Genomic DNA, 12,318 nt, shown 5'->3' on the forward strand with positions numbered 1-12,318 from the left:
TTTCTATGTACCATTTCATTATAATATATTTGTTAAAAAATTCTATTATTAGCATTTCATAAAAAAAAGCTTGTGCTCAAGGTGCACAAGTTTTGAACTAGTTTAACAGCACGTCGTATAATACCACCATCCGCCAAAGATAAGCACTAATATCAATAAAACGATAAACAGTGCGTACCATCCTCCTCCGCCAGCTGTGTAAGGAACAGGATATACTGGATAAGGGGCTGAACAGCAATAGGGACTAAGATAACCATATGACACATAAATACCCCCTTTCCCTTTTATAATAGGTTATGTCCCTATCTCCCTTCCCGTATAGGCACAAGCCGTTTAAAAACAAAAAAAGAGTCGGAAAAATACCGACTCTTACCTAATTCCTCTTTTTACGCTCTTTTTCTGCACGATAAAACTCATGGAACATTTTCATTAATGCTCTTTTTTCAATCCTAGAAACATAGCTTCTCGAAATTCCTAATTCCTTAGCTATTTCTCTCTGAGTCTTTTCTTTTTGAAGGTCTAGACCAAAACGACCCACAATTACCTCTTTTTCCCTGTCATCAAGGACATCGATATATTTGCGAATTTTTTCGAGCTCCATATTTAACTGAATGGTATCAATAACATCTTCTGATTCCGACTTTAGAACATCAATAAGTGAGATTTCATTTCCTTCTTTATCCTGTCCAATCGGGTCATGTAATGAGACATCCTTTTTCGTCTTCTTTAAAGCTCTTAAATGCATCAGAATTTCATTTTCAATACATCGAGCGGCATAAGTAGCCAGCTTTGTTCCTTTCCCCTCTGAAAAGCTTTCAATCGCCTTAATTAAACCGATTGTTCCTATTGAAATTAAATCCTCTGAATCTTCACCGGTATTTTCAAACTTTTTTACAATATGAGCTACAAGCCGCAAATTATGCTCAATTAACATATTACGGGCATGTGAGTCCCCTTCCGCCATCAATCGTAGGTATTTCCTTTCGTCTGCAGCAGATAGGGGCTGCGGAAAAGCATTGTTTTTTACATAAGAGACAAGAAATAAAAATTCCTTAATGAGATAACCCAGTGCTGTAAAAATCCCTGCCATGCACATCCACCCCCGTGCTTTTTTAGGGCTTTGCCTATAACTAATTCCTATGTTAGAAATAGGAGGATTGTGTCTGTCCAAAAGATTTTATTTGTAAATGGAGTCTAATAGCTTATGTCTAAAAAAAGCATTGACCTTTGCAGGATCAATGCTTTTTTGACTATTCAACACTCAATTCTGCAGTGATTACACAACCAATCGCTCCAGTTATGACTAAAGCCATCACCATCATAAACATATTATCCACCCCTTTAGATAGATACTTTTAACTACTTCGAATTTATCATATTTTCACAGTATCTAACTTAGGGGTATGTGAACGTTTTGTTAACAATCTTTTATCGCTAATTATAACATCATTTTTTCTTTTTTACTTTTATGAAAAGAAACAATAAAAAGTTATGCACTGGCATTATCTCCTGCCTCCTTAACGAGTTTAACTAGGTTGTATCTTTCATACTCCATATGATTGCTCCTTGTTTTTGAACTAAATAAATCATTTATAAAACCACCTTTCATTTTTTGTCATGTTAAATCATTAGTACATAATGCGATGAACGGATATTTGCCGATCCTTTGTTTCTTCATATATTTTCTTAATTTGCGCTTGGTGCGCTGCTTCTTCAGAACTCATCTCACGTTTTTTAATGGTAATGGATAAAAATATTAGATTTAAGGTCATACGATCACCTCCCACCCAGGGGTTTAAAGTAAATGATACATGGAAAGTTGAAAAGCTTTATGCTGCTCATAAAGCTTTTCAACTGTTTCATTGCGTGTTGCATCTTCAAGACTTACTTTATGCTTTCTCAAAGTAATCGATAAAAATAAGATATTGAGAATCATTTCAATACACTTCCTTTAATTTTTTTTATAATAACTGATGGACTGACATATTGCGGTCTTTGTTCTGTTCATAGAGCTTTTCAACGATTTCATTGCGTGCTGCTTGTTGAAGACTTTCATTGCGTCTTGAGAACGTAATCGAAAAGAATAAAATATTTAAGGTCATACTATCACTTCCTTTTAAAAGTAAATTTGCAAAATATATCCATTTTAAAGACACAAAAAGGCCGCAAGAAATTACCCCCTTGCGGCCAAATTTTAAGCACAAAAATACCGCAGGGCAGCATACTCCCTGCGGCATGGATATGTAAGATAACTAAAAATTAGTTAAGCAATCCATTCCTATCGGTCGAATGCAATTTATTCAAATATCCAGTTGTCATACCAATAGCACTCCATGTGTAAGCAACCATTAACTTCATCATTTTCTTCGACCTCCTTCGGAATTTTTTACTAACTACGGTAATTATATCCATCAACCTCCCCTTTGTAAACCACTTTTTAGAATTTTTTTGAAAATAGTGAAATTGCCTGGATATTCAGAATGAAAAAAATAAGCGTCCCAAAAGGAACACTTATCTCTGTTTGTGATCTTCCATATCCATAAGTTTTAACTGGCATTGTTTTGCTTTGATAAAAAGGAAAAGGGAGAAGGCTAAAAAGGACATGCAAGAGATCATCATTATATTTAAATCCATTTCAGTTTTTAAATCTGATGGAATGATAACACCTAAATAGAAAAATACACCGACAGCGAGTAATACGACAGCAAAGTGTTTTAAATCAACCATTTTTTCATAAATCTTTTTTGTTTGTTTATCCACTGTTGGTCACCTGCTTTTCTTAGAATCTACTAAGCTAGTTTATCATAAAGGCGAGCTCTCATGTGGATGTAAATTCTAGAAACACAGGGCAAAAAATCCGGCCATGTTTCCGCCGGACCTTTTGGCTGCCCTATCATAAACTCCTTACCCTAATGCATCTACTATTTTCATGACCAATGTAGCTGAATGTGTTGCTGCCTGGTCGATAAATTGATCAAAAGAAATTTCTGATTCCTTTCCTGCGATGTCAGATAATGAGCGAATGATTACGAAAGGTACTCCAAAGCGATGTGCCACTTGCGCAATCGCAGCTGCCTCCATTTCAACCGCTTGTAATTTTTCGAACTTAGATTGGACAAATTTAACACGTTCAGGATCTTCCATGAAAGAATCACCTGTAACAATCAGCCCTTTAACAATTTTGAATTTATCAAGTTCCTTTGCCGCATTTTCAGCTGCTTGAACTAATTTTTCATCCGCTAAAAAAGCTGCGGGTAACTGTGGTACCTGCCCATATTCATAACCGAACGCTGTTACATCCACGTCATGATGACGTACTTCTGTTGAGATTACCGCATCACCTACATTTAAATCAGGGTTAAAGCCACCAGCAGACCCAGTATTAATAATGCAATCAGGCTTATATTTTTCAAGTAGAATCGTTGTAGACATCGCTGCATTTACTTTCCCTATTCCTGACCGGAGCAGGATGACATCTGTGCCATTCATTTGTCCAAAAGTAAACTCACAGCCTGCAATGGTTTCTTGGGTTTGCCCCTTAATATGATCTCTTAATAGTTTTACTTCTTCTTCCATTGCTCCAATGATCGCAATTGTCATAGTTAAACCTCTTTCTTTATTTTTTTGCACCTTTAAGTATTCTACCACCATTCGACAGGATTCTTCCAACGTTAGGAGTTTTTCCCTATCATGATGTTGGTATTATTACATTGATTCATTCGCAGGAATTAACTAAAATGTACATAGGGAAAGGATGATACAATGTTGAATTTTAAACTTGATTTTATTGAGGATAAAGTAGAATTTTTTGACGCAACCGATTTAAAAGTTTTAGAAAAGAAAATCGAAGCAAAAGTTGAGGAAAATAAAGCGATTCTTTTAGGCGTCCATTCCGTCACACATCAAATGTATGTAAGTGACAAAGGGCAGACTTTTTATTCTGCGGTCGTACACTTTAAACGTAAAAAATAGGATGGGGGCTCCCATCCTATTTTTATTGTATTGAAGAAAGCTCTTCTACTTTCGTAGGCATCCAGCCAGCTCCATCTACCCATTGCAGATAAACATTATATTTTTGCGTTTTATCCTTCGATGCGACCGTACTAAAAGAGCCACTACCAGATGTTTTATCTCTTCCTAACCAATATAAGGTCATATTGCTTTCTTCCAAACCGGTAGCATAGGAAATCGCCTTCAGCATTTCCTGCCAGTCAACAGAAGAGCTGTCGTATACTGGTGTATGTTCACCTGTTTGCACGGTCCCTACAGGCTTCCAAGCAGGGTTTTCAATCGTCCTAAGTACGTTCGAAGACCCATCCCCCTCCGTCACAATTGCCTGGGATTCATCTTCCTTTTCAGGGGTTGCGGCTTCTTGACTTTCATCATCCTTGCTTCCCTCTGATTCAGTCTCTTCCTTAGCTTTATCATTTCCAGCTTTATCTGCTTTATCACTTGCAGCTTTATCGTCAGCAGCTTTATTCTTTTTCTCTGAGGCTTGATTGGCTGTTGTTTTTGTTTCTTCCTTTTCTGAAGCTGCTTGATCGTCACCTGATAAAAAAATCGTGTAGGCTACAAAGAAAATGAGTGCTAGCACAATAACAATTAGACTATTCAAGATGAGGTTCGTTTTCTTTCTTTTAGCCCTATAACCAGAACGTGAGCCAGATTGGAAATCGTTACTCATTTACTATCCCTCCATTTAATATGGCTGTCAACATCTTATCATGAAATGAGTCGAACTTGAAGGATTTTAATTGTTTTGTAATCCATTGTCATTTTCATATAACATTTTAACCATATCGGCAAATAATATATTTACACCACCTTCTGTGTCTAGTACATCCAGATTCACTGCGACAAGAGCATATTTAGGATTTTGATACGGGAAATAGCCTGCGAACCATTTATTATGAAGTTGTTTATCATTTTCATATTTTCCCGTCTCGGCCGTTCCAGATTTACCAGCCACTTCGTAGGGTAGATCCTGAAACCACCTGCCTGTCCCATTTGGATTTACCACAACCTCGCGTAACATTTTCTGAAGTTTCATCGCACTGTAAGGGGAAATCGTGTCACCAGGTAATTCTTCTTTTTCAAAGGTAACCATTGTCGTTCCGTTTTTATATTCTATTTTAGAAGCTATCCGTACCATTTCTTTCTTACCACCTCTCGCAATGGTTGCCATCATATTGGCAATCGCCAAAGGGGTTGCCCGCACCTCATGCTGCCCAATACCTGACATCGCAGCGAAGTTTGGATCTTTTTTAGCCTCTTCTGTCAAAAACACTCTGCCTTTATCCTCGTCAACAAACTGTTTAAAATTATCGGTATGATAGACTTCTCCCTGCCAGCCGACAGTTCCTGTTAACGACAATTTTTCAGCGTAATCCTCCAATAAATCCTTATCAATCTTTTGCAGTTCCTTTGCCAATTCCCCAAAAGTCCGATTACAGCTCCGCGCAAAGCTTTCAGTAAAAGAAAGCATGCCGTAGTTATATTTTAATTCAGGTTCCCCGTTAATTTTTTGACTGCAATTAAAAGCCCGAGTGGGGACATCAAGATTTTGATCGATGGCAGCCGCCGCAACCACTGTTTTAAAAATAGAACCCATAATTTCTTGCTTTAACATTCGGTTGGTAATTCCTGAGCCGCTATAAGGATCCTTTTGATTAATAGCCGGACGAGAAACAGAGGCTAGGATACTATTGCTTTCAATATCAAGGAGCACTAATCCGCCCTTCTTGACACCGTGCTTATCCACTAAATCTTCAGACTTTTGTTGTAAACCTTTATCAATGGTTGTTCTTACATTGACAGGATAAAACGGATTAGCAGGATCGACATACTTTACATTTATTCCAAATAACGGAGCTCCATCCCCATCAACATGATACACAAGTTTTGAGTTTCCTTCAGGCAGTAAGAATTCATCAAAGCTTTCTTCAAGACCTGAAACACCAATAAGTGTTTTCTCTGATAACTCCTTATCGGGATACCGTTTTTTTAGGATCTTTGCATTTTCTCCTGTTAAACCAAGTAATTGCTCTGCGGGGATTACCTTACGTTCGAATTTCTTTTCTATCGCAAATACACCAGGTATCTCTAGTTTATTAATTTTCTCCATTTGTGACGGTGTTAGCTCCAATGGCTGGGGTTCTCCATAAGCAAACGGTTTTTTTGCAGCTTCCACTGCCTCTGTAATTCTTTCTTCTGAGATATCAGTAATGTCTGAAACTGCTGCAATATCCCATTCTATATTTTTTAAGAAAGGAAAAAGGACAAGGACGGATACCTTATTATGGGTTAGTAAATCCCCATTTCGATCAAGAAAATTACCTCGGCCATTATCAATCACTAATTCCTGTGTTCTTTGTTTTACGCTTTCTTCTAATAAATTTACATTGTGCTTCGAAAAGCTTTCAGTCTGGACTAACTGAATCTGAATTAACCTTGCCGTCAGAAGCAGAAGTCCAGCCATACAAAGGATGAGTAATCCTTTTATTCGTCTATGAATACGTATCATAAAAAAACACCTCGTCAAGAGTTTTGACGAGGTGTTCCCATTTCAAACATAAAGTTGAAAAATCTTACTTACTTAATGGACACAATACGGACGCTCATATCGCCGCCTGGTGTTTGAACATTGACTTGATCGCCTACTTTTTTACCAAGTAAGCTTTTTGCGATTGGAGAATCATTTGAAATTTTCCCTTCAAACGGATCTGCTTCTGCACTACCAACGATTGTATACGTTTCCTCGTCACCATCAGGAAGTTCAACGAAAGTAACGGAGCTTCCTAGAGTAACGGAATCACCAGCAATATCGCCTTCTTCAATAATTTTTGCATTGCGGATCATATTTTCTAACGTTGTAATACGGCCTTCTACAAATGCTTGTTCTTCCTTCGCAGAATCGTATTCGGAGTTTTCAGATAAATCCCCAAAACTTCTTGCTATTTTAATTCTTTCTACCACTTCTTTACGTTTCACTGATTTTAAATGTTCAAGCTCTTGAATCAGTTTGTCCTTACCTGCCTGTGTCATTGGAAATACTTTATCTATCGCCAAAACTTCTCACTCCTTCTAGTCTCCACAATCCCCCATAGATTGTGTTTATTGATGTTATGTAGGTATCACATAAATACATAGGAGCGCGTCCTTTTAGAAGGGCGCGCAGCTTGTATTCATCCACTATTGATACATATTACACTAATCTTTACGCTATTGTGTCATAAAAATGACTTTTGTTCAAGAATTGTTTGAATTTTTGTGACCATTAAATCAATGGCTACATGATTTTGGCCGCCTTCAGGGATAATGACATCTGCATATCTCTTGGTTGGCTCGATAAATTGGTTGTGCATCGGACGAACAACATTCGTATATTGTTCAATCACAGAATCCAATGTACGTCCACGCTCTTTAATATCTCGAGACAATCTCCTAATGATTCGAATATCAGCGTCTGTATCTACAAAAAGCTTGATATCCATTAAACCCCTTAACCGCTCATCCTCAAGAACCAGAATACCTTCTAAAATAATAACATCTTTCGGTGCAACTTCAATAACTTCTTTTGAGCGGGTATGAAGTGAGTAATCATATACAGGCTTTTCAATTGGCTCGTACCGTAACAGCTTCTGAATATGTTCGATGAGCAAATCATTGTCAAACGCAAGCGGATGATCATAATTCGTCTTCAAACGTTCTTCATAGGGTACATTGCTTTGGTCTTTATAATAATAATCTTGCTGAAGCATGGTTATAGAATGGCCCTTAAAGCTTTCATAAATTGCTTTTGTAACGCTCGTTTTTCCAGAGCCGGAACCTCCGGCAACACCAATAACAACCGGTTTGCGCATCAACCTAGTTCTCCTTTCGCATCATGTTGTTAGGGTAAACCGGTTTGTCCAATTTAAATTGTACAATTTGAAGCGGATGTCTTGCCGCATCCAATTCATTACCTTTTTCATCCCAGATTTTATCAATCACATGTGTAAAGTTCTGAATTTCCGGACCAAAGAACTCAACTTCCTGTCCCGGTTTAAAGTGGTTTCGTTGTTGAAGTGTAACCATTTGTGTTTCTTCGTTGTAATCCAACACAAGACCAACAAATTCAAACTTTGTCTTGTTGCTATGATTACCAAACATTTGCTCTTTATACCCTGGAACACCTTCAAAAAATGCTGGTGCCGTTTCACGGTTTGCACATTTATCCAGCTCTTCTAACCACTCACGCTTAATTATAAAGTTATCTGGGTCTGAACAATAGGCGTCAATAACTTTTCGATATACACTTACTACCGTTGCAATATAGTGAATGGACTTCATACGTCCTTCAATTTTCAAGCTGTCAATTCCGAGCTCAACCATTTGAGGAATCGCTTGAATAAGATTAAGGTCCTTAGGACTCATGGCAAAAGGTGCATCGTTATCACCGTAAAGTGGAATTTCTGTCGTGCTTCCCTCTAATTGGTAGAGGTCATAATCCCAGCGGCAAGATTGGCAGCAGCCGCCTCGGTTAGAGTCCCTAGCTGTCATATGATTACTTAATGTACAACGTCCAGAATAAGCAATACACATCGCACCATGAATAAAGATCTCAATTTCCACATCGACCTTTTCTTTCATTTCCCTAATTTCTTCTGCACTTGTCTCCCGCGCTAAAACAACACGCTCTGCGCCGCTTTCTTTCCAGAACTGAGCAGTTTTCCAGTTTGAAATGGATTGCTGTGTACTAATATGAATTTCAATTTCTGGTGCAAGTCTGCGGCATGTTTCAATAATTAATGGATCGGCAACAATAATCCCGGCAATACCTGTTTCTTTTAAGCCGAGGATATACTCTTCTAAACCATCAATATTCTCATTGTGAGCAAAGATATTTGTAGTAACGTATATTTTTGCTCCGTATTTTTTTGCGAATTCTACGCCCTCTTTCATTTCTTCAAATGTAAAGTTATCTGCATTTGAACGAAGACCATATTCCTGTCCGCCAATAAATACGGCATCTGCTCCATATTGTACAGCAATTTTTAATTTTTCAAGATTTCCTGCCGGCGCAAGGAGTTCAGGCTTCTTCACAATCACGCGTTTTCCATCGATGATTTCTGAAATATTATCTTTAACAATATTCATAACGAACCCCTCCTAATTGTCTAGCTGCAGCGCCTAGGGGACTTGGGGTCATAAGCAAATCCATAAATAAGGTTCGTCTTATGCCTGTCGCCCCAAGGAAAAATTCAACTGCATTTTTCCTTGGGCAAGGCGCTTCCGCTTTTCTATTAATAAACTGTTTCTTTAAAAAAGAATCCTGTATCTAGTTTACGGTGAGCTGGCTGAATTTCTTCAATCGCCTCTAACAGCTCATCTTTTTTGTCCTCGTATAGCTCTGGATCCTCAAAGTATAAATCAATCGCTTCACGATACGCCTTTGTTACTGCAAGAAGATAGTCTGAAGACTTTAAGATCCCATCAATTTTAAACGAGTCGACACCAGCTTCTAACATTTCCTGGAGTTCATCGATGATACAAATATCATTCGGACTCATGATATGGGTTCCATTCTCATCTTCAAAGATTGGATATTTATTTTCTCTTTCTTTATCATGTAAAAACATATTTTTTTCCATTTTGCGGTTTTCAATCTCCATCGCTTTCCCCTGGAACTCATAATAGTTACCTAAGAGGGAGCGTTTTGATTGGAACATACAGCTCATACCATGAACCTGTACTTCTATTTCTACTTCCGCTTTTTCTTTGATTTCAACGATTGAATCCATATTAATTTCACGTGCAAGGACAGCCCTTTTTGCGCCTTTTTGACCCCAATAGTTACATGAAAACCAATTCGTCCCCAGTGTTTCCGTGCTCCAATGAAGCTTCATATTTGGTGCTACTTCACGAGCAGTCATTAATACTGCAGGGTCCCCAAAAACAATACCATCAGCCTTTGCCTCATCAACAAATTTAATATAATCACTTAACTCGGGCATTTTTTCATTATGAAAAATAGCATTGATTGCCACATACACTTTCTTTCCCTGTGCATGTGCTAATTCAATAGCTTGTCTAACTTGATCACGGTCAAATTCACCTGCTAAACGTAATCCATATCTCTGCTCACCAATCACAAATGCATCGGCACCAGCAGCAGCCAGCGGTGAAATATCGTCGATTGTTAATGGAGTAACTAATAATTCGGTTTTTTTCAACACTATTCACCTCTTCATTTTACTAATGGCAATCCCATCTCCAACAGGGAGAATGACAGTATGATAATCCGGGTGTTTCATCAGCCATTTGTTAAAACCATCTATTTTTTTCACAAGGTTACGAATCCGCTTCGATTCAATATCAGATTCTGTAAGTGTAACGAGTCCTTTGAATAGGACATTATCGGTTATGATGATTCCATCATCCTTTAAGTACTTCGAATACATCTCAAAGAATTTTTGATATTGTCCTTTTGCTGCGTCAACAAAGATAGCATCATATGGTGCTTGATTACGGACAAGCTCCTCCACTTCAAGCGCGTCACCTTTTATTAAAGTAATTTGGTCCCCAAGCTTAGAACGCTCAATATAGTCTTCCGCAACCTGAATTCTATCTAAATCTCTTTCGATCGTCACAATCGATGCATTCGGAAGGGCACGAGCCATCCTTAATGCAGAATAACCAATTGCCGTACCTACCTCAAGAACTTTTTCTGAGTTGTGAACCCTTAATAATTGCAGCAAAGCTTCAATTCCCACGAGCTCCATAATCGGTACTTTATTTTCTTTCGCATAATTTTCCATTTCGACCAACAATGGTTCACGTCCTGGAATTAATTCCTCAATATAAGAATGCAGTTTATCATTCAACAAACTGCCATCACCTGCCTCTAGCTTTTAAAACATTCTAACCATAATGCTGCTCTTTAGACATGAAAAAATAGCGTTCGTAGAAACGCTATTTTTTCGCTCATAAAACACTGAATTATTTTACCACAAAAGAGAAAGAAAGAAAACCATTCTCCTTTCATGGTACATTAATTATTCGTGATATACTTCGCCTTATCGGCATTATGCTCATCCAAGGTCGTATTGAAAAGTACATTTCCTTCACCCGTAGCAAGGAAATATAAATATTTCGTGTCTGCAGGACTCATTGCTGCTTCGATTGATTCTTTTCCTGCATTCGCGATCGGTCCAGGCGGCAGACCTTTATTTTTGTAAGTATTGTAAGGCGAATTCACTTCTAAATCCTCATATAAAACTCTTTCCTTGTGTTTCCCTTGTGCATAAAGAACGGTAGGGTCTGTTTGCAAAGGCATCCCCTGTTCTATGCGGTTATAAAATACACTCGAAATATTTTTACGATCCGCTTGCTCCGTTGCCTCCTCTTCTATTAAGGAGGACATAGTCAATAGCTGGTGAGCCGTCAACTCCTCGTTACTAGATTCTGCAAGCAGGGGTGTTATCACCTTTTTTGTTTGATCTAGCATAGTAACAACCATTTCTTCTACAGTTGGATTCTGTTTATAAAACGGATAGGTGGCGGGAAATAAATATCCTTCAAGAGGATATTTTATGTTAGGATTCAAAATGTCTGATGTTAATAAGTCAGGATATTTCCCCATCATCTTTTGAATAAATGTTTGATCATTTAATTGATTAAAAACTTCCTCTTCTGGTAAATTCACAGCCTTTGCCATAATTTGAGCAATTTCCTTTAACTGTTTCCCCTCTGGTATCGTTAACTGGAACGCTGCTTTTTGCAGTACCTTACCGGTTTTTAAGCGATTAATAATTTCTGGAATCTCCATTGAGGGACTCAGTTCATATTCTCCAGCCATAAAACCTGCTTCATTTTTAAATTTCACATAGTACTTAAAGACTTTAGCATTTTTAATGATCCCATTGTCTTCTAATCTTTGAGAAATTCCGGTAACAGATGAACCGATTGGAATTTCTACCTTTTTTTGTACTTTACTGTCCTTGTCAACAGGCTGAAGTGCTGACTTGATATAGAGATAACCCCCTCCACCAATAAACACCAGGGTTAAAAGGGTTAAAATTGTTATGGTTAAAACTATTTTACGAACAATTCTTGCTTCACTTTGGTGCTCAATCATTTTTTTTCGAATTATCTCTTTTTTCGAGTTTGTTTCTTCTGTTGACATCTAATTGCCCCTCCCATATGCCGGTGAAACATATATCTTTTAAACTCTCTTTACAAATTAATAAAATGCGTATCAGATATTATTTCAGCATAAATAGCGAAAAATGTCAATTTTTCTGCGAAAGCGCATTCAATAGAGTCAAAAAAAATAAA

16 protein-coding genes are annotated in these 12,318 nt (G+C 37.7%); 1 reads left to right on the forward strand and 15 read right to left on the reverse strand.

Features of this window, described 5'->3' with window-relative positions; all coding sequences use genetic code 11:
• Nucleotides 1-102 precede the first annotated feature (102 nt).
• The 7 genes from V7108_RS13215 to mtnN form a co-directional block, all read right to left on the reverse strand.
• On the reverse strand, nucleotides 103-264 hold the full coding sequence (locus V7108_RS13215; protein ID WP_335509804.1) for a hypothetical protein: 162 nt from the start codon (nucleotides 262-264) through the stop codon (nucleotides 103-105).
• Between the two features lie 109 nt (nucleotides 265-373).
• Nucleotides 374-1,090, reverse strand: a complete 717-nt coding sequence (gene sigK / locus V7108_RS13220; RefSeq protein WP_335509806.1) for an RNA polymerase sporulation sigma factor SigK — start codon at nucleotides 1,088-1,090, stop codon at nucleotides 374-376.
• A gap of 538 nt (nucleotides 1,091-1,628) precedes the next feature.
• Complete coding sequence (locus V7108_RS13225) at nucleotides 1,629-1,772, reverse strand: YrzI family small protein (RefSeq protein ID WP_335509808.1); 144 nt, start codon at nucleotides 1,770-1,772, stop codon at nucleotides 1,629-1,631.
• A 23-nt stretch (nucleotides 1,773-1,795) separates the two neighbouring features.
• The gene (locus V7108_RS13230; RefSeq protein WP_335568486.1) at nucleotides 1,796-1,936 is read right to left on the reverse strand and encodes a YrzI family small protein; all 141 of its coding nucleotides are present in this window, start codon (nucleotides 1,934-1,936) and stop codon (nucleotides 1,796-1,798) included.
• A gap of 25 nt (nucleotides 1,937-1,961) precedes the next feature.
• Complete coding sequence (locus tag V7108_RS13235; protein ID WP_335509812.1) at nucleotides 1,962-2,102, reverse strand: YrzI family small protein; 141 nt, start codon at nucleotides 2,100-2,102, stop codon at nucleotides 1,962-1,964.
• Between the two features lie 409 nt (nucleotides 2,103-2,511).
• A complete protein-coding gene (locus tag V7108_RS13240) occupies nucleotides 2,512-2,760 on the reverse strand; it encodes a YrhC family protein (RefSeq protein WP_335509814.1) in 249 nt (82 codons plus the stop codon).
• Nucleotides 2,761-2,904: 144 nt separating this feature from the next.
• A complete protein-coding gene (gene mtnN / locus V7108_RS13245) occupies nucleotides 2,905-3,600 on the reverse strand; it encodes a 5'-methylthioadenosine/S-adenosylhomocysteine nucleosidase (protein WP_335568487.1) in 696 nt (231 codons plus the stop codon).
• A 165-nt stretch (nucleotides 3,601-3,765) separates the two neighbouring features.
• Here mtnN and V7108_RS13250 point away from each other — a divergent pair, with 165 nt between their 5' ends.
• The gene (locus V7108_RS13250) at nucleotides 3,766-3,972 is read left to right on the forward strand and encodes a DUF2536 family protein (protein WP_420489192.1); all 207 of its coding nucleotides are present in this window, start codon (nucleotides 3,766-3,768) and stop codon (nucleotides 3,970-3,972) included.
• 22 nt (nucleotides 3,973-3,994) lie between these two features.
• Here the strand turns inward: V7108_RS13250 and V7108_RS13255 are convergent, their stop codons facing one another.
• The 8 genes from V7108_RS13255 to mltG form a co-directional block, all read right to left on the reverse strand.
• Complete coding sequence (locus tag V7108_RS13255; RefSeq protein ID WP_335568489.1) at nucleotides 3,995-4,684, reverse strand: YrrS family protein; 690 nt, start codon at nucleotides 4,682-4,684, stop codon at nucleotides 3,995-3,997.
• Between the two features lie 66 nt (nucleotides 4,685-4,750).
• Nucleotides 4,751-6,523 (reverse strand): peptidoglycan D,D-transpeptidase FtsI family protein, encoded by a 1,773-nt coding sequence (locus V7108_RS13260; RefSeq protein WP_335568490.1) that lies wholly within the window; start codon nucleotides 6,521-6,523, stop codon nucleotides 4,751-4,753.
• Nucleotides 6,524-6,591: 68 nt separating this feature from the next.
• Entirely contained in the window at nucleotides 6,592-7,068 is a 477-nt protein-coding gene (greA, locus tag V7108_RS13265; RefSeq protein WP_335509824.1) for a transcription elongation factor GreA, read from the reverse strand.
• A gap of 161 nt (nucleotides 7,069-7,229) precedes the next feature.
• A complete protein-coding gene (udk, locus tag V7108_RS13270; protein WP_335568491.1) occupies nucleotides 7,230-7,865 on the reverse strand; it encodes a uridine kinase in 636 nt (211 codons plus the stop codon).
• A gap of 1 nt (nucleotide 7,866) precedes the next feature.
• Entirely contained in the window at nucleotides 7,867-9,138 is a 1,272-nt protein-coding gene (locus tag V7108_RS13275) for a peptidase U32 family protein (RefSeq protein WP_335568492.1), read from the reverse strand.
• Nucleotides 9,139-9,284: 146 nt separating this feature from the next.
• Nucleotides 9,285-10,214, reverse strand: a complete 930-nt coding sequence (locus tag V7108_RS13280; RefSeq protein WP_335568525.1) for a peptidase U32 family protein — start codon at nucleotides 10,212-10,214, stop codon at nucleotides 9,285-9,287.
• Between the two features lie 6 nt (nucleotides 10,215-10,220).
• Nucleotides 10,221-10,868, reverse strand: coding sequence for an O-methyltransferase (locus V7108_RS13285; RefSeq protein ID WP_335568493.1), 648 nt, complete (start codon nucleotides 10,866-10,868; stop codon nucleotides 10,221-10,223).
• Between the two features lie 164 nt (nucleotides 10,869-11,032).
• Complete coding sequence (mltG, locus tag V7108_RS13290) at nucleotides 11,033-12,166, reverse strand: endolytic transglycosylase MltG (RefSeq protein ID WP_335568494.1); 1,134 nt, start codon at nucleotides 12,164-12,166, stop codon at nucleotides 11,033-11,035.
• Nucleotides 12,167-12,318: the final 152 nt, after the last annotated feature.

The organism is Neobacillus vireti, assembly GCF_036962345.1.
GTDB classification, from domain to species: domain Bacteria; phylum Bacillota; class Bacilli; order Bacillales; family Cytobacillaceae; genus Neobacillus; species Neobacillus vireti_A.

Bases quoted from the DNA above. Each gene is read 5' to 3' on its own strand.
- V7108_RS13225 (WP_335509808.1), bottom strand. From the start codon at position 1,772: ATGACCTTAAATCTAATATTTTTATCCATTACCATTAAAAAACGTGAG.
- V7108_RS13230 (WP_335568486.1), bottom strand. From the start codon at position 1,936: ATGATTCTCAATATCTTATTTTTATCGATTACTTTGAGAAAGCATAAA.
- V7108_RS13260 (WP_335568490.1), bottom strand. From the start codon at position 6,523: ATGATACGTATTCATAGACGAATAAAAGGATTACTCATCCTTTGTATG.
- mtnN (WP_335568487.1), bottom strand. From the start codon at position 3,600: ATGACAATTGCGATCATTGGAGCAATGGAAGAAGAAGTAAAACTATTA.
- V7108_RS13275 (WP_335568492.1), bottom strand. From the start codon at position 9,138: ATGAATATTGTTAAAGATAATATTTCAGAAATCATCGATGGAAAACGC.
- sigK (WP_335509806.1), bottom strand. From the start codon at position 1,090: ATGGCAGGGATTTTTACAGCACTGGGTTATCTCATTAAGGAATTTTTA.
- V7108_RS13255 (WP_335568489.1), bottom strand. From the start codon at position 4,684: ATGAGTAACGATTTCCAATCTGGCTCACGTTCTGGTTATAGGGCTAAA.
- V7108_RS13235 (WP_335509812.1), bottom strand. From the start codon at position 2,102: ATGACCTTAAATATTTTATTCTTTTCGATTACGTTCTCAAGACGCAAT.
- mltG (WP_335568494.1), bottom strand. From the start codon at position 12,166: ATGTCAACAGAAGAAACAAACTCGAAAAAAGAGATAATTCGAAAAAAA.